Annotated in this window: 21 protein-coding genes; 14 read left to right on the top strand and 7 right to left on the bottom strand. The window is 38.9% G+C overall.

What is annotated here, in order from left to right; translation table 11 throughout:
- Nucleotides 1–221: 221 nt before the first annotated feature.
- A complete protein-coding gene (locus H5092_RS13890; RefSeq protein ID WP_024606454.1) occupies nucleotides 222–1646 on the bottom strand; it encodes a sodium-dependent transporter in 1425 nt (474 codons plus the stop codon).
- A 189-nt stretch (nucleotides 1647–1835) separates the two neighbouring features.
- On the opposite strand from H5092_RS13890, the gene H5092_RS13885 reads away from it, so the two are divergent.
- The 6 genes from H5092_RS13885 (at nucleotide 1836) to H5092_RS13860 (ending at nucleotide 6164) form a co-directional block, all read left to right on the top strand.
- Nucleotides 1836–2138 (top strand): YciI family protein, encoded by a 303-nt coding sequence (locus H5092_RS13885; RefSeq protein WP_024599115.1) that lies wholly within the window; start codon nucleotides 1836–1838, stop codon nucleotides 2136–2138.
- A gap of 160 nt (nucleotides 2139–2298) precedes the next feature.
- Nucleotides 2299–2556 carry a PepSY domain-containing protein gene (locus tag H5092_RS13880; RefSeq protein ID WP_024594903.1) on the top strand — a complete coding sequence of 86 codons (258 nt, stop codon included), beginning with the start codon at nucleotides 2299–2301 and terminating at the stop codon, nucleotides 2554–2556.
- Nucleotides 2557–2558: 2 nt separating this feature from the next.
- The gene (locus tag H5092_RS13875; RefSeq protein ID WP_007375447.1) at nucleotides 2559–3233 is read left to right on the top strand and encodes a response regulator transcription factor; all 675 of its coding nucleotides are present in this window, start codon (nucleotides 2559–2561) and stop codon (nucleotides 3231–3233) included.
- Nucleotides 3227–4564, top strand: a complete 1338-nt coding sequence (locus tag H5092_RS13870; RefSeq protein ID WP_024606453.1) for an ATP-binding protein — start codon at nucleotides 3227–3229, stop codon at nucleotides 4562–4564. Before H5092_RS13875 ends, H5092_RS13870 begins: the two co-directional genes overlap by 7 nt.
- A complete protein-coding gene (locus H5092_RS13865; RefSeq protein WP_024595418.1) occupies nucleotides 4551–4961 on the top strand; it encodes a hypothetical protein in 411 nt (136 codons plus the stop codon). Before H5092_RS13870 ends, H5092_RS13865 begins: the two co-directional genes overlap by 14 nt.
- A gap of 123 nt (nucleotides 4962–5084) precedes the next feature.
- Complete coding sequence (locus H5092_RS13860) at nucleotides 5085–6164, top strand: FAD-dependent oxidoreductase (RefSeq protein ID WP_182733740.1); 1080 nt, start codon at nucleotides 5085–5087, stop codon at nucleotides 6162–6164.
- A gap of 69 nt (nucleotides 6165–6233) precedes the next feature.
- On the opposite strand, the gene H5092_RS13855 is transcribed toward H5092_RS13860, so the two are convergent.
- Nucleotides 6234–7271 (bottom strand): AI-2E family transporter, encoded by a 1038-nt coding sequence (locus tag H5092_RS13855; protein WP_024595420.1) that lies wholly within the window; start codon nucleotides 7269–7271, stop codon nucleotides 6234–6236.
- Nucleotides 7272–7441: 170 nt separating this feature from the next.
- Between H5092_RS13855 and H5092_RS13850 the strand changes: the two genes are divergently transcribed.
- The gene (locus H5092_RS13850; protein WP_182733739.1) at nucleotides 7442–8332 is read left to right on the top strand and encodes a TIGR01777 family oxidoreductase; all 891 of its coding nucleotides are present in this window, start codon (nucleotides 7442–7444) and stop codon (nucleotides 8330–8332) included.
- Nucleotides 8333–8487: 155 nt separating this feature from the next.
- Nucleotides 8488–9651 (top strand): GGDEF domain-containing protein, encoded by a 1164-nt coding sequence (locus H5092_RS13845; RefSeq protein ID WP_182692543.1) that lies wholly within the window; start codon nucleotides 8488–8490, stop codon nucleotides 9649–9651.
- 134 nt (nucleotides 9652–9785) lie between these two features.
- Here the strand turns inward: H5092_RS13845 and H5092_RS13840 are convergent, their stop codons facing one another.
- Nucleotides 9786–12338: an exo 1,3/1,4-beta-D-glucan glucohydrolase gene (locus H5092_RS13840; protein WP_182733738.1), complete on the bottom strand. Its 2553-nt coding sequence runs from the start codon at nucleotides 12336–12338 to the stop codon at nucleotides 9786–9788.
- Nucleotides 12338–13612: a sugar MFS transporter gene (locus tag H5092_RS13835; RefSeq protein ID WP_182733737.1), complete on the bottom strand. Its 1275-nt coding sequence runs from the start codon at nucleotides 13610–13612 to the stop codon at nucleotides 12338–12340. The genes H5092_RS13840 and H5092_RS13835 overlap by 1 nt, the downstream gene beginning before the upstream one ends.
- A gap of 258 nt (nucleotides 13613–13870) precedes the next feature.
- On the opposite strand from H5092_RS13835, the gene H5092_RS13830 reads away from it, so the two are divergent.
- From H5092_RS13830 to H5092_RS13820, 3 genes are all read left to right on the top strand, one after another.
- Nucleotides 13871–15199, top strand: coding sequence for a GH1 family beta-glucosidase (locus H5092_RS13830; RefSeq protein WP_182692540.1), 1329 nt, complete (start codon nucleotides 13871–13873; stop codon nucleotides 15197–15199).
- Between the two features lie 46 nt (nucleotides 15200–15245).
- Nucleotides 15246–16568: a glycoside-pentoside-hexuronide (GPH):cation symporter gene (locus H5092_RS13825; protein WP_165734906.1), complete on the top strand. Its 1323-nt coding sequence runs from the start codon at nucleotides 15246–15248 to the stop codon at nucleotides 16566–16568.
- A 62-nt stretch (nucleotides 16569–16630) separates the two neighbouring features.
- A complete protein-coding gene (locus H5092_RS13820) occupies nucleotides 16631–17635 on the top strand; it encodes a LacI family DNA-binding transcriptional regulator (RefSeq protein WP_182733736.1) in 1005 nt (334 codons plus the stop codon).
- A 64-nt stretch (nucleotides 17636–17699) separates the two neighbouring features.
- On the opposite strand, the gene H5092_RS13815 is transcribed toward H5092_RS13820, so the two are convergent.
- Both H5092_RS13815 and H5092_RS13810 read right to left on the bottom strand, forming a co-directional pair.
- On the bottom strand, nucleotides 17700–18368 hold the full coding sequence (locus H5092_RS13815; protein ID WP_259398390.1) for a DUF2987 domain-containing protein: 669 nt from the start codon (nucleotides 18366–18368) through the stop codon (nucleotides 17700–17702).
- Nucleotides 18361–19167 (bottom strand): glucosaminidase domain-containing protein, encoded by an 807-nt coding sequence (locus H5092_RS13810; RefSeq protein ID WP_182715764.1) that lies wholly within the window; start codon nucleotides 19165–19167, stop codon nucleotides 18361–18363. The genes H5092_RS13815 and H5092_RS13810 overlap by 8 nt, the downstream gene beginning before the upstream one ends.
- A 248-nt stretch (nucleotides 19168–19415) precedes the next feature.
- Between H5092_RS13810 and H5092_RS13805 the strand changes: the two genes are divergently transcribed.
- Entirely contained in the window at nucleotides 19416–20708 is a 1293-nt protein-coding gene (locus H5092_RS13805; RefSeq protein WP_182733735.1) for an anti-phage deoxyguanosine triphosphatase, read from the top strand.
- A gap of 98 nt (nucleotides 20709–20806) precedes the next feature.
- Here H5092_RS13805 and H5092_RS13800 read toward each other — a convergent pair whose 3' ends face one another.
- Nucleotides 20807–22963 carry a prolyl oligopeptidase family protein gene (locus tag H5092_RS13800; RefSeq protein ID WP_182733734.1) on the bottom strand — a complete coding sequence of 719 codons (2157 nt, stop codon included), beginning with the start codon at nucleotides 22961–22963 and terminating at the stop codon, nucleotides 20807–20809.
- A 164-nt stretch (nucleotides 22964–23127) separates the two neighbouring features.
- Here H5092_RS13800 and H5092_RS13795 point away from each other — a divergent pair, with 164 nt between their 5' ends.
- Nucleotides 23128–23442 (top strand): DUF962 domain-containing protein, encoded by a 315-nt coding sequence (locus H5092_RS13795; RefSeq protein WP_182733733.1) that lies wholly within the window; start codon nucleotides 23128–23130, stop codon nucleotides 23440–23442.
- A 512-nt stretch (nucleotides 23443–23954) separates the two neighbouring features.
- Nucleotides 23955–26525, top strand: coding sequence for a TonB-dependent siderophore receptor (locus tag H5092_RS13790; protein ID WP_182733732.1), 2571 nt, complete (start codon nucleotides 23955–23957; stop codon nucleotides 26523–26525).
- Nucleotides 26526–26588 lie beyond the last annotated feature (63 nt).

The raw sequence follows: 26588 nt of genomic DNA, 5'->3' as shown, positions 1-26588 counted from the left end.
GAAAATTACGCTAGAACTAGGCAAAAATTTTTGTATCTAGTTGTTCTAAATAAAAAATTTTTAACGACGTTATAGTGCAATTTAATTCGTTAAATTGATCAAAGATTTATGCAGGTTGGTATAATAGTTAGACCAGATACCTGTAAAAAACGCCTATAAAAAATGCCGCTAAGCTTAACTGAGCGGCATTATATTATTCAATAAGCTTTTAAAGAGGCCTATTAAAAACCAAATATTTTTAAATCAAAAAACTTAGTCGCCACTGTATTTATAAATATTACAGCTAGAATGACAGGAATAAACGTTGAAAGTGAAAAGTTAACGTACTTTTCCATCAAGCTTCCCGCATAATTAGGCGAACCTAAGCTTAGCTCTTGTGTTAAGCGTGCTTTTTTCCAGCGGTACATTACAAACAAACACACCATTAAGCCATTAAGCGGTAAAATTGTGTCGTAAAATACATCAACAATAATATCAAAAAAGCTCTTACTAACGCCGCCATAACTGGTGAAAGATGTAAGGCTGTCAATCATACCAAACGACATTGTACATAAAATAGTAAGTACACCGGTTGAAAGTGTAAGGATGCCCAGTGCTTTTTTACGGCTAATACCTTTACGGTCGCTTAGTGTTGCTGTCGGTACCTCCACTATTGAAACAAGTGAAGTAATCGCTGCAAAAAATACCAATAAAAAGAATGAGAACGCAACAATAGACGCACCTACATAGCCAATATCATTTTGCAGTGCTAATAATATTTTAGGTAGGTATACAAAAATCATTGATACGGACGAGTCAGAAAGTGCTGATGGGTCTGTATTTGGGTCAAAGCTAAATATCGCTGGCAACACCATTAGCCCCGCTACAAACGCAACGAGTGAGTCAGTAATAGCAACCATTTTAGCGCTACTGACAATGTCATCCTTTTTAGAAATATACGATGCGTAAGTCATTAAGATACCCATGCCCAAAGATAGCGAGAAAAACGCTTGGCTTAATGCGCCATTTAAGACACTTGCATTCATTTTAGAAAAATCAGGAATAATATAGTATTTAACACCGGCCATTGCGTTATCAAGCGTTAATACATAAGTAACTAGAGCTAGTAGCATAACTAATAAAGCGGGCATTAAAAATTTGGCGGCTTTTTCTATGCCTTGTTTAACACCACCTAACAAAATTAAGTTCACCATAATAACCACAACAGCCATATAACCAAACACAGTGTAACTATTAATAAAAACACCAAAGTGGCCAGGATCTGCAAGTAAATCTAAATTACCGAGGCCTGTTTGCGTTAAATAACCAAAGATCCAAACCGTAATCACCATATAAAATACAGCAATCATAAATGGTGTAAGCACCGCAAAAAAACCAGCTAACTTCCATTTTTTATCGTTATTAGATAATAGTTTGTACGAACCAAGTGGATCTTTTTGAGCGTTACGACCCATTGCCATTTCAGCCATCATGACTGGTAAACAAATGAATATGACAAATAAAGCGTAAATTAATAAGAATGCGCCACCACCATTTTTAGTAGCAGAAACCGGAAAACCAACTAAATTACCAATACCAACAGCTGAACCGGCCGCTGCCATTATGAATCCAAGGCGGGAACTAAATCGTTCTCTATTTTCGCTCATGCATAAAACCTTTTTATTATTTTGTATATTTCAGCGACTCTACCAGTGTTACACAGAGATTTTCAAGCAATTACAGCTTAAAAATAAAATCGAAGTGTAAACCTGTGTAAATACGCTTTTAATTCACCAATTTTCAACGCTGTGGTAGTATTGCGTTAATCAAATTTAACAATTTTTATGAGATTCCTTATGTTGTACATGATTCACTCAACAGACGTTGAAAACAGCTTAGAGCTTAGAAAAGCAGCACGCCCGGCACATTTAGCACGCCTTAGTGAGCTTGATTCACAAAACCGTCTACTTACCGCCGGTCCATTACCGGCAGTCGATAGTGAAGATCCTCAAGAAGCAGGTTTTACCGGTTCATTAGTGGTTGCTGAATTTGAATCAATTGAAGCAGCTCGAGAGTGGGCAGCAGCAGACCCTTACGTTGCCGCTGGCATCTATGAAAATACAATTGTTAAACCTTTTAAAAAGGTATTTCCTGCTTAAAAAGTATTAAACCCTAGAGCGTGCGTTGCACTGTAATTCAGGGTTTGTTCACAGGTTTTTAATTAAAATTATCAGGATAAAAACGAATTTACCGTTTTTACTTGAATTTTAGTAACTTAGTTAATTAAACTAAGTGAGTCTGGTCTAGGAGTTTTCCATTATGCGCGTATTATTAAGCCTCGGTTTTATTGCTTGTGTTAGCTTAGCTAACTTTAGTCAAGCAGCAACCGCCACCCAAGCATCTCATGCTGAGGTGGACAAAAAGAAAGCCGTAATACTCGCAAAGAAAACAATTGGCGGTAAGACCTTAAAAATTACCGAAAAAACAGATTTTTATACCGTACGAATACTCAAATCTGACGGCCACGTCGTTGATTTACATATTAATAAAAAAACCGGCGAAGTGAAAAAGGATTAAAAATGCGAATTTTAGTTATAGAAGACGATTTACATTTAGCAGATAACCTACGTAATGCCTTAGAAAAAGAACGTTACAGCGTGGATTTATGCCACGATGGTGAAGCAGGTCTTTTCCACATTACAGAATACCCGCTTGATATGGCCGTAGTTGATTTAGGTTTACCTAAAATAGACGGTATTGAGCTAATTAATAAAGCACGAGCACAAGGCATTACAATCCCTATTTTAATCTTAACCGCGCGCGATCGCTGGCAAGATAAAGTAGAAGGTTTAGATGCAGGTGCCGATGACTACCTTACTAAGCCATTTCATGTTGAAGAGCTTATTGCCCGTTGTAATGCATTAATTCGTCGCAGTGCTGGTAAAGCAAATCCAGAAATGACTGCAGGTCCAATTAAAATCCATACACGTTCACAACAAGTATGGGTTGATGACAAAGAACTTAGCCTGACAGCTTACGAATATAAAGTACTTGAATACTTAATGGTAAATCCGCAAAAAGTAATTTCTAAATCAGAACTGACTGAGCACATTTACGACCAAGATTTCGACCTTGATTCAAACGTAATTGAAGTATTTGTACTACGTTTGCGTAAAAAGCTTGACCCTGAAGGCGTACTAAACCCAGTAGAAACACTACGTGGGCGTGGTTACAGGCTTAAAAGCCAGTGGTAATACCGCAAATATCGTTAAAAATAAGGCAAGGATTTATCCTTGTCTTTGTTTTGTTAGTCGCACTTCCTATCTTATTTTATTCAATTGGTAAGGCGTATTACGCTTCACTTGTTGATGCGACAGAAAAAACCCTCGAAGCACAACTCTACTCGCTAATATCTGAAGTCGATTTTACTGAGCATGGTATTATTATGCCCAGCACTATTTTAGCGCCTGAGTTAAACAGATTAAATTCTGATACCTACGCAATGATCTACCGCGATGATGACCCGGTTTGGAACTCAGAATCGGCTGTAAACTTAAACTATGTACCTCAGCAAATAGAGACCAAAGCAGGTGCTGCCGACTTTAGGCGCGTGGAGTATAATAACACCGCTTATTGGCAACTTAGCCTGACTGTAATTTTAAACAACATAGATCAATCAGAACAAGCTCGCTTTATATTAGTTAAACGTAACGACGCTCTACTTCGTTTAATGGATGGCTTTAAGCAAACCCTTGTAGATTGGATGTTTATCATGGGGATTGCAATCGCAGGCCTGATGGCGATTGGTTTCATTTGGAGCGCTCGCCCACTCCAACGACTCGATAAAGAAATAAAAGCGATTGAATCAGGCGATATTCAAGAAATTAAAGGCCTCTACCCAGTAGAGCTGCAAACAATAAAAGCAGATCTAAACTTGCTACTTGAGTCGCAACAACGCCAAAAAGAACGCTACAGAGCCTCATTGAGCGATCTTGCTCATGCACTCAAAACGCCGCTTGCTGTATTAAAATCAAGTCCATTGGCAAACGATGCCGATGCACAAGAACAACTCGACCGCATTAATGTGATGATCGAGCACCAATTAAAACGTGCTGCAACGGGCGCATCAGACACGTGGAAAAAACAAACCCCTATTAAGCCAGTACTCGATTCAATACTCAGTGCTATGGCAAAAGTATATCGTGATAAAGATATTATTTTTAGCTGCACTGTAACCGAAAAAGATTATTTTTTAGGCGATCAAACAGATTTAATGGAATTACTCGGTAACTTGATTGATAACGCCTGTAAAGCGTGTCGCTCACAAGTAGCAATACAAGTTATTCAAAGCAAAACTTTATGTATTGGAATTAGCGATGATGGTCCTGGCGTGCCAGAGGACAAACGTGAATCTCTACTTACACGGGGTACTCGTCTGGATACATACGAAAGCGGACACGGCGTAGGGATGGCAATTGTATCTGACTTGGTTAAGTCCTATCGCGGTACACTTACCATTACAGAAGCTGATAACTTAGGCGGCGCTCAATTTATTTTAGAGTTTAATTACAATGACAAAAAGTAACTATTTATTAAAACTAACTGCCATTGTGTTATTAGCTTCAAGCCAATACAGCTTTGCAGATGAAGCATGTACTTTAGCCGCTAAAGCAACAACCGATGAAGCTAAGCGATATATTCAATGCCTAGATAGCCAAATTGATAAAGCAAAACAAGCACAAGGCAGTTGGATACAAAAGCGTAAATATGAGCTAACTAAGTCACAAGAAAGCACAGGCAATACGCAAGTGCTGCCGTTATTTATGCGCAGCATTAAAAATAATGAAAAGTACCTTGAGAGCGCCTGCCAATGGCGTTACTTAATAAAACTTCCTAATGCGACAACCGCAGCCATTAGCTATAAACTGTGTGAAATTGAGCTTATAAATCAATTTACAGAATCACTAAAACACCCATTTTGACGTAACTTAAACACACTAAACTAGTTACGTTTCTTTACTCACTCCCTATAGCTTACTTGACAATTTATTCATACCAAAACAAACTACCTACTAGTAGATTGCTAAAAACTAATGGATAAACAGATGACCAAACCAGTAATTATTATAGGTGGCGGACTTGCTGGTTTATACAGTGCGTATAAATTACAACTACTTAATATTGAGTACTTATTATTAGAAGCTAAATCGCAATTAGGTGGCCGAATTTTTGCCGCGCAATCACCAATAAATAACGATGTTAGTTTTGATTTGGGTCCTACGTGGATATTTCCCCACCAACCAAAAATTCAAGCGCTAATAAAGTCACTCAACTTAAGTATATTTGAGCAATACCATAAAGGTGATGTGTTATATCAAGCACCTAACTTCAAACAACCTCAACAAATTGCAGGTGCTGGAGATATGCAACTATTTAGACTCAAACACAGCATGAATACCTTAATAACTGCCTTATATGAGCAGCTTAATCCTGATTCAATATTATTAGAACATCATGTCACTGTGCTTAAAAAAGGTGATAATAACTGGCTAATTACGGTTAATCACTTAGGCAATATAAAGCACTTTACTACTGGCAAATTAATTTCAGCAATTCCTCCTCGTATGGTTACAACGCATTTAACACCTGAACTATGGGCGACTCCAACACTCATAAACCGCCTTAGCAGCGTACCTACATGGATGGCAGGACAAGCCAAGTTTATAGCTACTTTTAAACATGCATTTTGGCGTGATAAAAACTTATCTGGGCAAAGCTTTAGCCGCGTAGGCCCTATGGTCGAGATTCACGATGCCAGTGCTGAGGATAGTAATTACGCCGCATTATTTGGCTTTATAGGTGTGCCCTACTTATCACGAAACCAAGTAACTCAAGAGCAATTAATTCAAGCCTGTGCCCAACAGCTCAGCTACTTTTATGGTAAGGATGCTGAAAAGGCAACCGGATACTTTATTAAAGACTGGGCAGAGGATAAATTTGTAGCTAATAAAGACGATCAAACTCAGCCTTCACAGCACCCAGAATTTGATTTTTCAAACTTGGAAGAGCAATTAAGTAACCTCAATATTCATTTTGTAGCGAGTGAGTTTGCAAAACAAGAAGCAGGATATTTAGAAGGCGCAATATACGCAGTGGATGACGCTATTAAATCGTTTATTAATTAATAGCCCTGTATTTATTGATAACTTAACCATCAAGGGTTTTAATTTTACAGCCCTTGATGGTTATAAATGTTAGTTATTTTTAGTAACGTCTTCACCACTGCCCAATAAAGTGGCAACCCACTTGCCTTCTGCACTGGCTTCTAGGGCTATTTTTACAATCATTGTTAATGGTACAGATAAAAGCATACCCACAGTACCTAATAACCAGCCCCAAAATATTAATGATAAAAACACCACTAACGTTGAAAGACCCAGCCCTTTACCCAAAAATTTAGGCTCTACAATATTACCCATTACCGTATTTATTGTTAAATATCCTGCAGCAACAAGTCCTGCCACTAATGGGCCTTGAGTAATAAGGGCAAGTAATACAGCTGGTACAGCCGCAATAATTGAACCTATATTTGGAATGTAATTGAACATAAATGCCAACACGCCCCAAAGCACAAAGTAGTCAACGTCTAAAATCCATAAGTAAAACGCAGCAATAATACCCGTCCCTAAACTTACTAGCGTTTTAATTGCCAAGTATGAATTAATAGATTCTAAAAAGCGGTCAATTTGCTTCATTTTACTATCAGGGTCTTCAAGTGCCATATGTATTTTCTTGCTCAGCATTGGCCCTTCAAACAGCATAAAAACAACCGTTAAAATAATTAAAAACATGTTTGCCATTACGCCACCTAACCCAGTGAGCATATTAGTGGCCACATCAACCATTTTGCCAGGGTCGAACATATTAATTAACTGATCTTTATTGATCAGTATGTTGTATTGAGATGCTAAATCGACCAGCCATACAAACTCTTCTTTAAGTTGTGTTTTATACTCAGGAAGCTGCTGAGAAAAGTCGTTGATAGATTGCCCTACAAGCCCGCCAAGGCTTACCCCTAAGCCAACTATAATCAGCACGACCAACATAACTGCAATGCCTTTAGGAATTTTGTAGCGCGCAAAAAACTTGATAAGCGGGTTACAAATAATGGCAATAAATGCCGCCAAAATAAACGGAATAATAATTACACTCGCGGCTTTTATTCCAGCGAGGACCACTACTAAGGAAGCAAAAACTATTAAGCTTTTATTTACTCCAGTTAAACTTGCCAATTTATTAATCCTTTTATTAACTATATCGTCCCAGTGTAAGGCAAAAGGTAATTAAATGAAATAATTACGAAGTGATCATAAAAGCCTGTTTTACGTATAAATTTGCAAAGCTGTTTGCTAGTGAGTATGTTTTTTAATCACTTGCTTCTATTTTATTGTAAGGATGAATAATGCATATATTTATAACTGGCGCGACCGGATTAATTGGTAAGCACTTATGCCCTTTTTTACTTCATCATAATACTGTTACTGTACTTAGCCGCAATCCAACTAAAGCAAACGTATTATTAGGCCACAAAGTTAAAGCCGTAAGTGACATTAGTGATGTTGACTTTAACACTGTTGATATCGTTATTAATCTCGCTGGCGAGCCGATTGTAAATAAACGCTGGAGCGACAAACAAAAGCAAATAATACGAAACAGTCGTATTGATATTACACAGCAAATTAGTGAAGCTATTAAAGCCTGTAGTATACCCCCGCATACTTTTATATCTGGCAGTGCAATTGGTTTTTATGGTCGACAAAATAGTAATCCTATTGATGAAACTTTTGAACGCCCACACGATGAATTTAGCCACCAGCTTTGTAAAGACTGGGAAAATGCAGCACTACTCGCCCAATCAGAACAAACCAGAGTATGCCTTTTGCGAACGGGTATTGTTTTAGCTAAAAAAGGAGGTGCACTTGGAAAAATGTTACCTGCTTTTAAATTATGCCTGGGTGGCCCGATTGGTAATGGCGAGCAAGGCATGTCGTGGATACACATCGACGATATGATTCAGCTAATACTCTTTATTATTAAACACCCAGAAATATCAGGCCCTGTTAACGCAACAGCACCCAACCCTGTAAGCAATGCTCAATTTAGTAAAAGCTTAGGCGAGGCGCTCTCTCGACCTGCATTTATCACTATGCCAACCCCAGTACTTAAACTATTAATGGGTGAAATGTCAGACTTACTAACAACGGGGCAATTTGTAATCCCTAAAAAGGCACTCGTTAACAATTATCGTTTTCATCATCCTGATATAAAATCGGCTTTAGAGAGCTTGGTTTAGCGGGCGTTAATATTCGTTCAGTTAAAATCCCTTTCAAATTAGATATATGGGTAGATTACTACTTTTTACCCATATTGACCTTTAAACATTAATACATAATAATCAGCAAGTTTTCCACACCAACCACGCCTATCTTTAATAAAAGAGAATCTTAAATGCTACACCTGCCTACTGTGATCAGTCTCTCTTTTATTCTTAACGTATTAATAGGCTTGTTTTTTTTATCCGTACATAACTTTAAAAAACAAACATCATTTTTATTATTTGGCCTAGCATGCATTACCTTTGCATTTGCCGAGTTACTTGCCTGTTTAAAGTTAGTAATAGACGCGCCTTTTATTACACACTATTTGGCTGATATTTTTATATTACTAAGTCCATTATTAATTATTATTGGGTTAAATAAATATAAGCACAGTAAGGCACTAAACTTAAAACCTCTTTATTGTCTCCTTGGATTAACGGGGGTTGCTTTATTACCCATATATTCAGACCCTGCAGGGCAAATGCTGACAAGCTTAATTATTTCGGTTTTATACCTATATTCCGCATATATTATTAAGCAGATGAACTTTGTAGCCACTTTGCAAAAAAAAGCGCTGATAGTTTGTTTTTCAATTCACAGCATTTTAATGCTCATACAAACAACACTATTGGCAATATCTATTTTTAGTATTAATTCGCCAAACTACATAGAGCCACTGCAACTTATCTTAAGTAGTCATTTAATTTTGGCCACTTGTAGCGCACTAATATTGCCATACCTGCTGGCTTCTAATACAGAGCATACACTTTCAAGCCTTGCTAACACCGATACTTTAAGCCAATTACTTAATCGCCGTGGCTTTTTTACAAAAAGTAAAGAAGCACTAAGTGATCCTAAAAATATAGACAAAAATGTGTCTGTTATTTTGCTCGATATTGATTTTTTTAAACGTGTAAACGATCAGTTTGGTCACGAAGCGGGCGACCACGCAATTAAGTGGATATCTCACTTTATTAAAGAGCAATTTTTAAATGTAGGTATTAGTGCCAGAATTGGCGGAGAAGAATTTGCCATTTTACTACCTGATTACACCCTTGGTGCAGCAAAAAGTGATGCTGAGCTATTAAGAAAGAATATAAGCACTCAAGCTTTTTATCATGAAAATCAGCATATAAAACTTTCCGTAAGCGCTGGGGTAAGTAATGCAATTAATGGGAATGCAACTATAAAAGAACTGCTCGCTTATGCCGATAAACGCCTTTACTTAGCTAAAGAAACTGGCCGAGACAAAGTAGTAACCTTTGATGAAAAAAACTTACTCACGAAAAGTTAATTGCTTTTAAGTGACTTATAAGCGCATTAAAAACAACTATATTTAAACTACCATATTTTATCTAGCTAACATCTATCCATAAAAAAAGCCCTTCATTAGAAGGGCTTTGGTATACACACAATAGAGTTAATAAACTACTTACAAGACAGCGTAGCCTCGTCCGCTTTATTTGGTACAAACTGAATATTAGCTACAGAAATTGATGCTTTACCATTGCTGTGTAAGCTAAATGGGCTTGTTAGGCTTGCAAAATTAACACCCTTATCAGCAAAACAACCTAAATCGATTGATACTGACTGCCATTTATTTTCAATAGTTTTATCAACTACGTTTGCTAAATCAATGCTTGCACCACACTCACCAGAACAAGTCATAGCAAGGGCTACATCGCTCGTTAGTGCCTCGTTTAATTTAATATCAAAGCTAATCACACTGTTTGCTTCGACGTAGGCAATGGTATCTTCTGCAAAGCTTGTTACTATTTCAGCACTGGCTTTTTCTGCACCGCTGAAGTTAAATTGGCGCGCGTCTTCTTGTACTGTTTTGTCCTCAGTACGGTATTTAATTGCACCAAATTCATGGGTACTACTCGATACATCTAAAAGCTCATCGCCCGATTTTAACAATAAGCGCCATGGTGCTACAGGTGCACCTACAAGTATATCCATACTAGTAAGCCCTGAGTTATCAAGTTTAGAGTCTTCATCAAGGTCGTCAGCTAGCACGTTTTTATCGCCATACGTTAAACCAAAACCATAAGGAAGTAATGGATCGTAATTTTCATCGCCTTTATTAACCGCAGTTTGTACCGCCGATTTAGGCCAAGAAAACGATAGTTTACCTTTAAAGTTATTTTGGATGGTGCCGTCTGCCGCTTTTAATAAAACATCAGCAATACCCGCACCTTCTGTACCAGGTAACCATGCAGCTACAAACGCATCAGATGCGTTAAGTTCGCTGTTCACCCACATAGGTCGACCTGAAATAAACACAGATACAACAGGGATACCTTGCTCTTTTAACGAGCTTAAAAGTGCTAATGACTTTTTATTTCCGCGCTCAAACTCAAGGTTATCTTTATCGCCGTGCCCTTCTGCGTAAGGTTCTTCACCAAATACAACAATGGCAACATCAGGACGTTGTTCAAACGTACCATCAGCACTTAAAGTAACACTTCCACCTGCTGCAGATATTTGCTCTTCAAGCCCTTTGTAAATTGACGTTGCTCCTGGGAAATCTGCATTTTTATTATTAGTCCCCTGCCACGTAATACTCCAACCACCAGACTGTTTGCCTATGTTATCGGCACCATCACCTGCAACAAGTACGCGTTGATTAGCTGCAATAGGTAATAGGTTATTTTTATTTTTGAGTAACACAAGTGATTCGCGCACAGCTTGACGTGCTACTTCGCGATGCGCTTGCGCGCCAATAAGCTCTGTTTTACCCGAGTACAGACGCTTAGCTGGACTTGGTTTATCAAATAACCCAGCGCGTAACTTAACGCGTAAAATACGTGCAACCGCATCATCAATGCGGCTCATACTTATTTTACCTGCATTTACTTGTGCAATTGTATTTTCATATAGCGGCTTCCACGCGCCTGTTGGCACCATAAAAATATCAAGGCCAGCATTTACCGCTTCTGGGCAGCTTTCGTTAGTACAGCCTTTAATTTGACCATGGCCGTTCCAATCTCCCACTACAAAACCATCAAAACCCATACGTGTTTTTAATACATCTGTAAGTAAGTATTTATTGCCGTGATTTTTAACGCCATTCCAGCTATTAAAAGATGCCATAACAGATTGACTACCCGCCGACAAACCACCTACGTAACCTTGAGCATGAATATCAAATAGCGATTGCTCGCTGTCTATATTATTTCCCTGATCATCCCCATCAACGGTGCCGCCATCGCCAATAAAGTGCTTAACCGTGCTAATAACGCGCTTATCACTTAAAAAGTCGCCATCGGCTTTACCTTGCAATCCATTTACAATCGCTGCTGAGTAATCGTGAACAATTTTTGGATCTTCAGAATAGCCTTCGTACGTTCTGCCCCAACGGTCGTCTCGTACTACTGCTACAGTGGGTGCAAATACCCAATCTATCCCCGTAGCCATTACTTCTACTGCGGTAATAGACGCTATTTGCTCTATTAAATCTGGGTTATTAGCCGCGCCTAAACCAATGTTATGTGGAAAAAGTGTCGCGCCAATTACGTTATTATGACCATGTACTGCATCGGTGCCCCACATAGTTGGAATTTTGCTGCCGTCCACTGAGTCATCAATAGATGCTTGATACATTTTTTCTGCAAGTGCAACCCAATCCTCTGGCGTTGCATGCTTATCGCCATTAGGAAAAGCACCACCGCCATTAAGATAAGAGCCAAAACCATATTTGCGCATGTCTTCAACGGTAATATCACGAATTTCTGGTTGAATCATTTGCGCTACTTTTTGCTCAAGCGTCATATTTTCTAAAAACGTGAGAATTTGAGCTTCAATAGCAGGGTCTTTTTTCACTGCAATTGAAAGCTTTGGCCAAATTTTCTCAAGCTTAGATTGCGCTTCAACATTTACTTTTTCAACATTGCTTTCGTTAGTACATCCGCTTAGTGCAGTAACACTTCCTACTAACGTTGCAATTGCTAATGCATTAAGTTTAAAAGTCGTTTTCATTATGATGGCTCCTTCACTAATACTGGTTTGCTGCCTCGTAGGCCGTAAAAAACAATAAATATGTAACATAAAATAGGTAAAAGATACGAAAGTTGAACACCCACACTATCAGCAAGCGCACCTTGTAAAAGTGGCACTATTGCACCACCTACAATCGCCAAACACAAAATACCAGAGCCTTGAGCGGTATGCTTACCAAGTCCATTTAACGCTAAACTAAAAATAGTTGGGAACATAATAGAATTGAATAAACCAACCAATAGGATTGACCACATTGCTAATTGCCCCGACGTGCTCATGGCAATAATGACTAAAATAATAGCCATGGTTGCGTTAAAGCCAAGTACTTTACCTGCTGGTAGTTTTTGCATTACAGCAGCACCAATAAAACGCCCAACCATAGCACCACCAAAATAATAAGTGATGTAATGAGCTGCAACATTCTCTTTTAGCCCTGCTATATTTTCTTGTGCTAAAAAGCTTACTAAAAAGCTACCAATTGCCACTTCGGCGCCTACATACATAAATATACCCACAGCACCTAATACAAGATGGCGATACTGCCAAGCACTGCCTTCAATTGCCTCTGATTTTTCGGCTTCTGCTTTTTGCTCGCTCATAATGTCTGGTAATTTAAGCCAAGCAAAAATACCGGCTAGTAAAATAAGCATTGCAGCTAAAAGGAGGTAAGGAAGTTGAACTGACTCTGCATTTTGAGCCGGTGTTAAAAAGGCTTCTGACGCTGAGTCTAGAATTAATAGAGCACCAAATGATGGCGCAACAGTGGTACCTAATGCATTAAAAGCTTGGGTAAGCGTAAGTCGAGACGACGCAGTTTTTGGCGAGCCCAACAAACTTACGTAAGGATTAGCAGATACTTGCAATAACGTTATGCCGCTGGCAAGTACAAATAAAGCGAATAAAAATACAGGGTAACTATGTAAAGACGCTGCTGGGTAAAATAATATACACCCTACTGCCGCAATTAAAAGCCCAACCACGATTCCTTTTTTATAACCAAGCTTTTTAACAATGTATCCACTAGGGAGTGACATTAAAAAGTAAGCGCCAAAAAAGCAAAACTGCACAAGCATTGCTTGAACATAAGTTAAATCGAAAACCGCTTTTAAATGCGGAATCAAAATATCATTTAAGCAGGTAATAAAACCCCACATAAAAAATAGTGAAGTTAAAGATGTAAGTGCAAAACCATAGTTTTTATCTTGGTGGTTTTGCGACTGTGTGTGTGATGTCAGTGGTGCTGAACTAGCCATGTGCTCTCCGCAATTTATTATTATAAATTGATCTTCAGTAAGTAATTAATACAAACCCTGCTAAGGCGCAGTATTAAAGAGTTGACCTGAAGATTAATTAACATTAATCTAAAAATGTAAGCGCTTTCACGGCTAATTAAATACGAACATGTTACATATTTCAACAACTTTTATTTTTAATAATGTTTTGTAACCGCTGAAAGTCAGTAAAAATAGGCGCTAAGCGTGCAATTAAGTTCTCAAAAAGGTTTGTAACCAATGACAAAAATATCATTACCATTTAATTCACCTCTATTAACAAAAGACTTTGTTTATGGTGTAGCAACAGCATCATTTCAGATAGAGGGCGGGTATGAGCATCGCTTACCGTGTATTTGGGATACCTTTTGTAGTACTGCAGGTAAAATTGCTGATAATTCACATGGTCATATTGCCTGCGATCATTACAACAATTGGCAACAAGACATAGATTTAATAGAGTCTCTAGGTGTTGATGCTTACAGGCTTTCTATTTCATGGCCTCGCGTTATGACTCAAGACGGAAAGTTAAATCCTGTAGGCGTTAAGTTTTATACTGATATTTTAGATGAGCTAAAACGAAAAAATATAAAAGCCTTTGTTACTTTGTATCACTGGGATTTACCGCAACACCTTGAAGATGAAGGCGGCTGGCTTAACAGAAAAACAGCTTATGCATTTGAGCAGTACGTAGAACTAATTACTAACGCATTTGGAACACGAGTGTATTCTTACGCTACATTAAACGAACCCTTTTGCAGCGCATTTTTGGGTTACGAAATTGGCATACATGCCCCAGGTCTAGTAGGCAAGCAGTATGGTAAAAAAGCAGCTCATCACTTATTACTCGCTCATGGTCTGGCTATGAACGTGCTAAATAAAACATCGCCTGATACTCAAAACGGCATTGTGCTTAACTTTACACCCGCCTACCCGCTTACAGATACTCAACAAGACATAGACAGTGCAAAATACGCTGATGACTATTTAAATCAGTGGTACATGAAACCAATAATGGACGGTAAATACCCTGATATAATTAACCAACTACCTGAGGATCATTTACCAGAAATACACCCAGGTGATATGGAATTAATTTCTCAGCCAATTGATTACTTAGGCATTAACTTTTATACCCGCCAAGTTTATAAGGCGCATCCTACTGACATTTATGAACCCATTGCACCTACAGGTCCGTTGACTGATATGGGATGGGAAGTTTACCCGCAATCGTTCACCGACCTGCTCGTATCGCTTAATAAAACATACACCTTACCGCCTATTTATATAACAGAAAATGGCGCAGCCATGCCCGATACATATAATAATGGTGAAGTTAACGACTTAGACCGTTTAAGTTATTATAATACTCATTTAAACGCGGTTCATAATGCAATTGAACAAGGTGTTGTTATACATGGCTACTTTGCTTGGAGCCTAATGGATAACTTTGAATGGGCAGAAGGCTATTTAAAACGTTTTGGTATTGTGTATGTAGATTATAAAACCCAGCAACGCACTATTAAAAACAGTGGCTTAGCTTATAAAGAACTCATCTCTAAAAGATAAGAGCATACCCATAACTAAAAACAAGTATAAAGCGGGATAAATAATCATGGTCAGTGTAAAAGAAAAAATAGCGTATGGCTTAGGCGACACCGCCAGTAATATTATTTTTCAAACAGTTATGATGTTTTTAATGCTGTACTACACAGACGTAGTGGGTTTATCACCCGCTGTTGTCGGTACTATGTTTTTAGCAGTACGTATTTTTGATGCCGTAACCGACCCATTAATGGGCAACCTTGCTGACAAAACACATACGCGCTGGGGGCACTTTCGCCCCTACTTACTTTGGCTTGCACTTCCTTTTGCTATTATAAGTATTTTAGCGTTCACTACGCCCGATTTAGAAGGCACCGATAAAATAATTTATGCCTTTACTACTTACACACTTCTTATGGTTGTCTACACCGCTATTAATATCCCTTATTGTGCATTGGGCGGCGTACTTACTGCAGACGTAAAAGAGCGCGTTACTATTCAGTCTTACCGGTTTGTATTTGGTATGTTAGGCGGCGTAATAGTAGCGGGTTGTACTATGCCAATGGTTGAGTATTTTGGACAAGGCGATGCTGCCAAGGGCTATCAATACACAATGACTGCAATGAGCATTTTAGGTTTTGTACTGTTTTTACTTTGTTTTTTAGGCACAAAAGAGCGTATACAACAGCCAAAAGAGCAAAACATTCCTTTTGCCAAAAGTGTTAAAGCCTTAATTAAAAACGATCAATGGCGAACACTTTGCTTAGCTGCATTTTTTTTACTTACCGGGCAAGTATTAAGGCTTACGCTTGCTGTTTACTACGTAAAATACTATTTAGGTCGAGACGATTTAATCACCTTATTTATGACGCTAGGTGTTGCAGCCAGTATGGTAGGTTGCGCTTTAGCTCAACCACTTGCAAAGCGCTTTTGTAAAATAAAGGCCTATATAAGCTTACAAGTTATTGCCGCCGCTATTTGTGGTTTTAGTTACTTTATTAGTAAAGACTCTTTAGTATTGGCATTTGCGGCCTTTATTTTATGGAAATTCTTTTTAGATATGGCAACCCCGTTGTTGTGGGCAAAAATGGCCGACACCATAGATTACGGGCATGAAAAAACAGGTGTACGCATTACGGGTTTGGTTTATTCTGGCGTCATATTTTTTATCAAAATGGGCGTGGCAGTAGGCGGCGCAATTGCAGGCTGGTTATTATCTTTTTACAGCTATCAGGCCGACGCAGTACAAACCCTCGACACCCAACACGGTATTTTACTTTCATTTACTGTACTACCTGCTTTTGGCTCATTATTTGTTGCCTACATAATGAAAAAATATACACTAACTAATCAAGTTGTTGAAAATATTCAATCTAAACTAACAGCTAGTTAAGATATATACTCTAAGGTATTATTTAGCCGAAGTAGTTAAGGATAAGCGAGTGAACAAATAACATGGCAACAATTTATCAAGTCTCAGAGCTTGCGGGCGTATCGTTAGCCACCGTTTCTCGCGTGATGAACAAAAATACCCGCGTAAGCGATAAAACTAAACAAAAAGTGCTTGATGCCATGGACCAGCTTGGCTACAAGCCTAATTCAATAGCGCAATCTTTAGCCTCTAACTGCACTAACAGTGTCGGTATTTTAGTGTCTGAGTTACATGGTCCTTTCTTTGCCCAAATGATGGCTGGTATTGAGTCAGAGCTTCGTGCTGCGGGTAAGCACGTTATTATTACCACCGGACACAGTGAAGAAGACAAAGAGCAAGAAGGCATTGAGTTTTTAATTAGCAGACGCTGCGATGCCATTATTTTGCACGTAGAAGCCGTCTCAGATGACTACCTAATAAAGTTAAGCGAAGGCTCTACACCTGTTTATTTAATGAGCCGTTACGTAGAGCAACTAAAAGACAACTGTATCAGCCTAGATAACCAATTAGGTGGCTACCTGGCCACTAAATCGATATTAAATCAAGGGCATACACAAATAGCGTACATTGCAGGTCCGCAGTTTAAAGCCGATGCATTTAATCGCTTAGAGGGTCATAAACAAGCACTCACAGAGGCTGGTATTAAATTTGATCCTGCGCTTTATTACATTGGGGACTTTAACGAAACCGGTGGTAGTAAAGGCTTAAAACATTTTATTGATGAAAAGCTCAGCTTTACTGCACTAGTGTGCGCCAATGACGAAATGGCTTCCGGTGCTATGAAATATGCTCGAGAGCACGGTTATAATTTACCAAACGATTTATCGATTGTTGGATTTGATAACGTTATTTTTGCAAACTACCTGTACCCTACACTCACGACCATAGATAATCCGATCGGAAAAATGGGCGAAATGGCTGCTAAATTAGTGCTTAAAGATGTTTATCAAAATAAAAACCTTGTTATAAATCGCTTTTTTGAACCTACTTTAATGCAGCGCGATTCATCTGCACCACTTATCAAGTAAAGACTAAAAGCGAATACTAATTTTGGTACAAAAAAGCGGCTAAATGCCGCTTTTTATATGTGAGCTACTTAACAATCCAAGGCGTTACTTTAATAACCTGCAATATATCACCAAGTGACGCGGTATCATCTTCCCAGTTATCTTTAACTGCAAAATAACACACAGACTTTTCACACGTTATATTTTCATCATCAAATTGCATTGGGCTTTTAAATGTAACCGCTACGCCCTTTTGCTCTGGTAATAAAAACCACATTAATTTACTTACAAAAAAGCCCGACAAATCAGTTAACAGCTCATCAAGTTCTTCGTTAATGGTATATAACGACTGCTTTGAAAACGTTAAATCTTCAAGTTCGTTTGCTTCTATTTGAAGTTTTAATTGGCAATCATGATCTGGATTTTGTGGCTGCACCACAATGACGGCTTTATCTGTATCAAGTTGCTTATCGAACGGTAATAATAGCTGTGCTTTATCGGTGAAGTTAAGTGGGTACTCGTTTCTTTCAGTTAAAATAGTGCCGCTTTTAATGGCACACGCTTCATTAGTTGCTATATCACTTATATAAAAATTAACTCGCGCATATTGAAAGTCGCCTTTGTTAACAACTTTTAATCGGTCATAAAAACCGTCATACGACATAACAAATTCTCTTGCATTAACATTAAATGCACTCATGCCCAGCAGCACTAACGCAATGGCGTTGGTGCAATTAAAAATGTATTTATTCATCAAAGTAGGCTCTATTTTGGCTAATCATCGTGTTTAGCTCTTCTATATACGCTTCACCGCGCTCAGAGTAAGACATTAAACCATGTGTAAGTTCAGTCGCTAAAATTGGTTTTTGCTCAAGACGTAAGTTTTCACGTATTGCGCGCAAATCTTTATAAGCAGGATGCGTATTTATGTTTTTAAAATAAGAGTTTATAGCAGCTCTTACCGATTTAAACGCAGCAACTTCGTGTGCAGCTCCAGTATTACGGCGTTTTGGTACCATGCCACAACCTTTTGTGTAACACCACTGACCAAAAAAGTTAAGGCCAATACGTGCAAAACGCGATGTGCCCCACGCAGATTCATTTGCAGCTTGCATAAGCGCTAATTCTTTAGGAATTATATCAACACGGCGTAGTGCTTGCGTAAGTATTAGCGTATCAATGGTGGTTGGTAAGCCGTACGACTTTAATATTGCTGCAATATCTTTGCTTTGCTTTTTTTCTAAAGGTAATTCGTTTTGTAGCATCATGCGTGCTATTTCAAGCTTAGCGCGTTGCTGTAATATTTTTTTGTTTTCGGCTTCAACGTGCGGACGAATAAAGCTAAAAAATGCATGTTTTTTTTCTTTAACATCACTAAATTCTGAAAACTTTGGCAGTTTTACATTATGTAATGGTTTTTCTTTTTTCTTCACTTTTTTTGGTTGTTCTGACGTTTGTTCATCTAGTTCAACATCATCATTTTGTATAAACGGATATGCAAGCGCCCATACAAAAAACACGGTTAGAAAAAGCTTAAAAATCGTTTTTAACATGTATTCTCTCTTTGAAACAACAACTATGCATGGTTAATACACAAGCATACGAAGGCGCATTATACCTAAGCCACTTTATAAACGCGAATAACTGGGATTTGATGACCTTTTACGGTTGAATTTTCAGCAATGTATTTGGGTTTTAGATAAAACAGAGCCTATGTAATGCATTTGTTCATTCGCAATTTATAAGTCCATGGGTATACTGAGCAAAGTTTAATAATATTAACTATGTGTGAGTAAGCAGTATGGATAAACAATGGCAAAGCCGAATAATAGAGCAATATAAACATCGTCCTAACGATAACCGCTCGCCGTGGCAGGTCGATCGTTCGCGCATTATTCATGCCGCAGCATTTAGGCGTTTGCAAGCTAAAACCCAAATTATGGGCATTGGCCTAAACGACTTTTACCGCACTCGCCTTACCCACTCTTTAGAAGTATCGCAAATTGGTACCGGCATATTGCGCCATTTAAAAGCGCAACATAGCGACTTTACGCACTTTCCATCAACTGGACTGCTCGAAACATTGTGTTTGGCGCACGATATTGGCCATCCGCCTTTTGGTCATGGTGGTGAAATAGCGCTAAATTACATGATGCGCGATCACGGTGGTTTTGAAGGTAACGCACAAACACTGCGCATAGTTGCAAAACTTGAGCCCTACAGTAATGGCCACGGTATGAACCTAACTCGTCGTACTTTATTAGGTTTTATAAAATACCCCGCGTTTATTAATACGCTTTGGCATACCATTCCCGATGCCACAACCGGTCGTGCATTTATAAAAGCAGATGATTGGCGCCCTGCCAAAGGGTTATACAACGACGATGCAGCCATATTCAATTGGATAGTAGAGCCACTGAGTCAAAACGATAAAACGTTGCTGGGTAACCATGGCGCTATTGATAAGTACCGCGCTAAAACAACATATAAATCGCTCGACAGCGCCATAATGGAGCATGCCGACGATATAGCATACGCGGTACATGACTTAGAAGATGCCATTGCAACCCACGTACTCACATTAGACGATTGGCAAACTCATGCTCTGCCCCATTTAAAAGCACTAAACTTTGACTGGCTAAACGACATGCTTGAATCGCTGACCCAGCGCTTGTTTTCAAAAAATGATTATGAGCGAAAAGATGCCATAGGTGAGCTGGTTAATACCTTTATTATTCATATACATTTGGATATTCAAAACGATAACTTTGAATGCCCTATTTTAAAGTACACCGCTAAATTAGATGCCCAATACGACAGTGTATTGCAAATACTGAAGCATTTTGTGTTTCAACGCTTAATACGTGACCCCGAAATGCAGCAAATAGAGTTCAAAGGTCAAAACTTACTAATAGAGTTATTTACCGCGTTTGCTAGCGATCCGCTGCGTTTATTGCCCGAAACAACACAAGCACAATACATAGAAGCGCAAAAGCAAAACCAAGGGATGCGTATAATTTGCGATTATTTGAGTGGAATGACCGACGAGTACGCCTATAAAACATACCAACGATTGTTTTCACCTATGCAGTAGCTAACTGCTAACTAGCAAACATTGAAAAGGCCGAGTAAATTTAATTTACTCGGCCTTTTTGCTCAGCTATTAAAGTTAGCTATTTTGTTAAAGCGCTTTTATAACGACTCTACGCCCATGTTATATAGCGTAAAACCAAATATATCAGCGTACTGCTCAATTGTTTTACTCGTTGGTGTACCTGCGCCATGCCCCGCATTGGTTTCTATGCGAATAAGCGTTGGATTATTACCCGTTTGTTTTGCTTGAAGCTCAGCCGCAAACTTAAACGAATGCGAAGGGACAACGCGGTCATCATGATCGCCAGTTGTGATCATAGTCGCTGGATACTCAACACCTGCTTTTACATTATGAAGTGGTGAATAACCTTTAATGTATTCAAACATTTCTTTGCTTTGCTCACTGGTGCCGTAGTCGTATGCCCAACCAGCGCCCGCAGTAAATGTATGGTAGCGCAGCATATCAAGTACGCCTACAGCAGGTAGAGCTACTTGGAATAGGTCTGAGCGCTGCGTCATCACTGCGCCAACTAACAAACCACCATTAGATCCACCGCGAAGTGCTAAGCGCTTTTTAGATGTGTACTTTTTATCTTTTAAATACTCAGCTGCGGCAATAAAATCGTCAAACACATTTTGCTTTTGCAATTTAGTGCCTGCATTGTGCCAGTCTTTACCGTACTCACCACCACCGCGAATATTAGCAACGGCGTACACACCACCTTGCTCAAGCCATACTGCATTAACGGGGCTAAAGCTTGGCGTTAAACTAATATTAAAACCACCGTAACCGTATAAAATTGTAGGGTTAGAACCATCAAGCTTAATGCCTGTTTTATAGGTAATTACCATCGGTATTTTAGTACCGTCTTTTGAGGTGTAAAACACCTGCTCAGACGTGTAATCATCACTATTAAAATCAATAGCCGACTTACGATAAACACCCGATTCACCCGTAGCTACGTCAAACGTATAAGTAGTACCTGGTGTTTTGTAGTTAGTGAACGAATAATAAAGCGTTGTTTGATCTTTTTTACCGCCAAAACCACGTGCAGTACCCACGCCTGGTAATGTAATCTCGCGAATTAGCTCGCCTTTTTTGTTGTACTGTCTTACCTGCGAAATAGCATCAACCATGTAGTTGGCAAAAAAGGTATCGCCGCCTTTTGTAAGATTTAGTACGTTTTTGGTTTCAGGAATTAAATCAACCCAATTTTCTGGGCTTGGGTTGCTTGCATCAACCGTCACTACTTTTTTGTTTGGTGCATTAAGGTTAGTAACTAAAAACAGCTTGCTGCCTTCGTTATCAATAACTGATGTATCTGAATCAGTATTTCCTACAACCGTTACAAATTCACTGTTTTCTTTTGTTAAATCTTTTATAAACAGCTTATTGCCTGAAGTAGACGTACTAGCTGAAATAAGTAAGTAGCGGCCGTCATGAGTTACATCAGCGCCTACATAGCGATGTTTTTGCTCATCAGTTTCACCAAATACAACACTATCAGCAGATTGTGCAGTACCTAGCTTATGGTAATACGCTTTATGCTGATCTGTTTTAGCCGAGAGTTCACTGCCTTTAGGCTTTTCGTAGCTTGAATAATAAAAGCCCTCGTTACCTAACCAATCTATACCACTAAATTTAACATCAACAAGCGCTTCTTCAACTTGCTCTTTAGTATGTGCATCAATAACTATAATTTTACGCCAGTCGCTACCGCCTTCAGATATTTGATACGCGAGCAATGAGCCATCTTTTGAAAACGATAAACCCGACATAGACGTCGTACCATCGTCACTAAACTTGTTTGGATCTAAAAATACTTCAACGTCGCCACCATCTTTACTGCGGTACAAAACATACTGATTTTGCAGGCCATCGTTTTTATAAAAATAGGTGTAATCGCCTTCAGTAAAAGGAGCGCCTATTTTTTCGTAGTTCATTAGTTTTTCAAGGCGCTGCTTTAACTTATCGCGATAAGGAATTTGTTCTAAATAAGAAAACGTTAAATTGTTTTGCGTTTTAACCCAATCGGCAGTTTCTCTGCTCATATCATCTTCAAGCCAACGATATGGGTCGCTAACGGCTTCTTCAAAGTAGGTATCTACTACATCGCCTTTTTTTGTTTCTGGGTATATAACTGCGTTAACTTGCTTCATAGGTGCTTTTACTTCTTCTTGAGTTACCGTATTAGTTGGCTCTGAACAGCCGCTAAGCGCTACAATTACAGCACACGCTAGAGTGTGTTTAAACATCCCGAGTTCCATTCTTATTTATTAATAGTGCACCTAAGTTATTAACTTTTAGCCCTTTTGTCTATTTAGATGCGTTAAGCGCCATTTATCGCTGTAAACAAATGTAAACTTACGCTTTAATAGCACGACCCTCATTAAAATAAAAAACAATAAAAGAGCACACTATGCAAAGTACAAACCCCACGTTTAAAAGCTTTAAAGCTTTCTATCCTTATTATTTAAAAGAGCACCGCAACGTGACTTGCCGCCGCTTACATTTTATAGGAAGCACCCTCGTTCTTGCTGTAATCGCAATAGCATTATTAAAACAACACTACAGTTTATTGTGGCTATTACCTGTTATTGGATATGGGTTTGCGTGGGTCGGACATTTCTTTTTTGAAAAAAACCGCCCTGCTACTTTTAAACACCCTTTTTACAGTTTGTGGGGAGATTGGGTAATGTTTAAAGACATACTTATTGGAAAAATTAAATTTTAACACTATTTCTAGCACTCTTTTTTATACCAATTACTTATAAAAACAAAATTACTTCATGCTTTAAAGTATAGGTTCTAATAAGTAGTACATAATTTATAATACACCCATTAAATGTTAATTTAGTTAACATTTAATGGGTGTATTTTTATTTTATATTTTTAAAAATATTTATAGCTCAACAGTTGTTTATTGCCAGCCCAATAAAAATGGCTTCCTACAAATAATTAGTTAAACCTACCAACCTCATCTTACCAGTTAATTAAACGTTAAATTTAATTTTTAAATATAATTCATTATCCATCAATTACTTAGCAATTACCTTCGCTATATAACTAAAACAATGGTCATTATAAAAAACAACCAAATGTAATTATAAAAACCCTTAAATTAATTGAATGTTATTCAATTGACTGGCTTTGTTAATTAAGTATATGTTCAAGGTAACAAAGAGATTTAATCTTTATCTTTTTGTACAAAACTAAAATAATTCAATGGGTATGGGGAAATACAGCATGAATAGAAAACCGTTATTTAAATTACAGCAGTCGGTACCACAAATATTACTCGCCATGAGTGCATCAGCTGCGCTACTTGGTTCGCTCTCAGTAAATGCTGCAGAGCAAGACACCAAAGCAGAAGAAAACATCGAACAAATAAGCGTAATTGGCTCTCGCCGATTAGGCCGTACAGTAGAAGACAGTGCAGTACCCATCGATATAATTGGTGCAGATGCACTTAAAAACTCAGGCTTTACTGAAACGAATGCCCTACTTAGCAATTTATTACCTAGCTTTAACTTCCCGCAAGCATCACTTACTGATGGTAGTGACCATGTACGCCCTGCTCAACTTCGTGGTTTAGCACCCGATCACACTTTAGTGCTTGTTAATGGTAAACGCCGCCACAGTAATGCATTACTTAACTTAAATGGCTCAACGGGTCGTGGTTCATCATCGGTTGATTTAAATGCTATTCCAGCAAATGCTATCGACCGCATTGAAGTATTACGTGATGGTGCAGCAGCCCAATATGGCTCTGATGCTATAGCCGGTGTTATTAATATTGTGCTTAAAAGTGCCAGCAGCGGTGGCTCAGTGGCGGCTATATATGGTGCTAACGTAACCGAAATGGACGGTGTACCACAGCTTGAATCTGTATCTGAAGGTAGCGACGGAAATTTAGCCTTTACCGAAGGGGGCGATCGCTCTTTAACAGACGGCCAAACACTAACGCTGCAAGGTAATATGGGTTTTGAACTTGGCGATAATGGCTTTTTAAACATTTCAACAGAATACCGCGACCGCCATTCAACTAACCGCTCTGACTACGATAATCGTGAAAACTACGCACGATTAGATGATGGCTCTCTCGACCCACGTGAACTTACCGTAAATCGATATAACCATAACTTTGGTAATGGCGATGTAGAAGACTTTTCAGTGTTTTATAACGCAGGTTACCAGTTAACAAATGAGGTCGATTTATATTCGTTTGGCTCTTACAGCAAACGCGAAGGCGAAGGCGGTGGTTTTTATCGCCGTGCAAGCGATAGCCGTAATATAGAAGAAGTTTATCCTGATGGCTTTTTACCTGTTATCACCTCAGACATAGATGACTTTTCACTGGCACTTGGCGCTAAAGGTTTTGTAAGTGAATGGAATTACGATGTATCGGCCGTATATGGTCAAGATGCATTTGAGTTTGGTGTAATAAATAGTTTAAATACCTCATACGGCCCGACTAGCCAAACAAGCTTTGATGCAGGAACACTTACCTACGATCAACTTACCTTAAACGTTGATTTTAGTCGCGAAGTAGACGTCAGCTTTTTAGAAAGCTCGGTAAGTGTAGCTGTAGGTGCTGAGTATCGCCGCGAAGGATACCAAATAGATGCAGGCGAAGAAGCTTCATATGCACAAGGCACATTTGGCCCAGGAGGCGCAGTAACCGACCCAGTTGATGGCCCATTTGGCGCAGCGGGCGCACAAGTATTCCCAGGGTTTACACCCGAATCAGAGGGCGATAATAGCCGCCATAACGTGAGCTTGTATATAGACCTTGAAACCTACCTAACCGACGATTGGAATTTAGCGGTTGCCGCCCGTTATGAAGATTACTCAGACTTTGGCGATACACTTAACGGTAAAGTTGCGACTCGTTATTCATTAACTGAAGACTTAGCGCTGCGCGCCTCTGTATCAACTGGTTTTAGAGCACCTTCTTTGCAGCAACAATACTTTACCTCAGTGGCCACTGTATTTGTTGATGGCGAACCAACCGAAACAGGTACGTTCGCACCAAGCAGTGATGTAGCAAAAGCACTGGGCTCACCGGGTCTTGATGCTGAAGAAGCAACAAACTACGGCGTTGGTTTTACATGGTCTACCGACTTTAATTTCAGCTTATCGGTTGATTACTACCAAATATTAATTGATGACCGCATTGTGTTATCAAACAACTTATCGGGCGACGCTATTGCCGATTTACTTCAAGGCACAGGCGCTAACCAAGGTCGTTTCTTCTTAAATGCAATTGACAGTAAAACCCGTGGTGTTGATGTGGTTGCCTCTTATAATGTAGCAACTGATGGTTATGGCGATTTAGCCTTTAACCTAGGTTACAACTACGGTAAAAATGAAGTAACAAATATTATCGACCCACCAGCAGAGCTGCAAGGTGCAGGGTTTGATCAAGACAACTTGTTCTCAGGCACTGAGCTGCGTCGTTTTGAAGTAAGCACACCGCGTAATAAGTACAACTTAAGCGCAACATGGACTAACGACGACATACGCACCACGCTTAGAACAACGCGTTACGGCGAAACTCAAGACCCTTCAGATATCCCAGAACGTAACGAAGTGCTTAAGCCTAAATGGATAACCGACTTAGATGTCGCCTACTCGCTTAGCGAAAACTTATCGCTGAGCTTAGGGGCTAATAACATTTTTGATGTTTACCCAGATGCAACCCGTGAAAATGTTGACGATGTAACCACCTTCTCACGTTTATTTGCTTACTCTAGCTTCTCGCCGTATGGATTTAACGGACGCTACGTGTACGGTAAAATAGAAATGAAGTTCTAATAAGCGCAGCTTAAAGTAACCAAACACACAAAAGCCACCGATTAGGTGGCTTTTTAATTCGAG

Origin of the sequence: Pseudoalteromonas sp. SR41-7 (assembly GCF_014163935.1) — a bacterium.
GTDB classification, from domain to species: domain Bacteria; phylum Pseudomonadota; class Gammaproteobacteria; order Enterobacterales; family Alteromonadaceae; genus Pseudoalteromonas; species Pseudoalteromonas distincta.
This window is presented reverse-complemented; position numbering and strand designations above follow the sequence as displayed.

Bases quoted from the DNA above. Each gene is read 5' to 3' on its own strand.
- H5092_RS13865 (WP_024595418.1), top strand. From the start codon at position 4,551: ATGACAAAAAGTAACTATTTATTAAAACTAACTGCCATTGTGTTATTA.
- H5092_RS13815 (WP_259398390.1), bottom strand. From the start codon at position 18,368: ATGAATAAATACATTTTTAATTGCACCAACGCCATTGCGTTAGTGCTG.
- H5092_RS13860 (WP_182733740.1), top strand. From the start codon at position 5,085: ATGACCAAACCAGTAATTATTATAGGTGGCGGACTTGCTGGTTTATAC.
- H5092_RS13880 (WP_024594903.1), top strand. From the start codon at position 2,299: ATGCGCGTATTATTAAGCCTCGGTTTTATTGCTTGTGTTAGCTTAGCT.
- H5092_RS13840 (WP_182733738.1), bottom strand. From the start codon at position 12,338: ATGAAAACGACTTTTAAACTTAATGCATTAGCAATTGCAACGTTAGTA.
- H5092_RS13885 (WP_024599115.1), top strand. From the start codon at position 1,836: ATGTTGTACATGATTCACTCAACAGACGTTGAAAACAGCTTAGAGCTT.
- H5092_RS13810 (WP_182715764.1), bottom strand. From the start codon at position 19,167: ATGTTAAAAACGATTTTTAAGCTTTTTCTAACCGTGTTTTTTGTATGG.
- H5092_RS13825 (WP_165734906.1), top strand. From the start codon at position 15,246: ATGGTCAGTGTAAAAGAAAAAATAGCGTATGGCTTAGGCGACACCGCC.
- H5092_RS13805 (WP_182733735.1), top strand. From the start codon at position 19,416: ATGGATAAACAATGGCAAAGCCGAATAATAGAGCAATATAAACATCGT.
- H5092_RS13820 (WP_182733736.1), top strand. From the start codon at position 16,631: ATGGCAACAATTTATCAAGTCTCAGAGCTTGCGGGCGTATCGTTAGCC.
- H5092_RS13845 (WP_182692543.1), top strand. From the start codon at position 8,488: ATGCTACACCTGCCTACTGTGATCAGTCTCTCTTTTATTCTTAACGTA.
- H5092_RS13850 (WP_182733739.1), top strand. From the start codon at position 7,442: ATGCATATATTTATAACTGGCGCGACCGGATTAATTGGTAAGCACTTA.
- H5092_RS13790 (WP_182733732.1), top strand. From the start codon at position 23,955: ATGAATAGAAAACCGTTATTTAAATTACAGCAGTCGGTACCACAAATA.
- H5092_RS13795 (WP_182733733.1), top strand. From the start codon at position 23,128: ATGCAAAGTACAAACCCCACGTTTAAAAGCTTTAAAGCTTTCTATCCT.
- H5092_RS13835 (WP_182733737.1), bottom strand. From the start codon at position 13,612: ATGGCTAGTTCAGCACCACTGACATCACACACACAGTCGCAAAACCAC.
- H5092_RS13800 (WP_182733734.1), bottom strand. From the start codon at position 22,963: ATGTTTAAACACACTCTAGCGTGTGCTGTAATTGTAGCGCTTAGCGGC.
- H5092_RS13830 (WP_182692540.1), top strand. From the start codon at position 13,871: ATGACAAAAATATCATTACCATTTAATTCACCTCTATTAACAAAAGAC.
- H5092_RS13890 (WP_024606454.1), bottom strand. From the start codon at position 1,646: ATGAGCGAAAATAGAGAACGATTTAGTTCCCGCCTTGGATTCATAATG.
- H5092_RS13875 (WP_007375447.1), top strand. From the start codon at position 2,559: ATGCGAATTTTAGTTATAGAAGACGATTTACATTTAGCAGATAACCTA.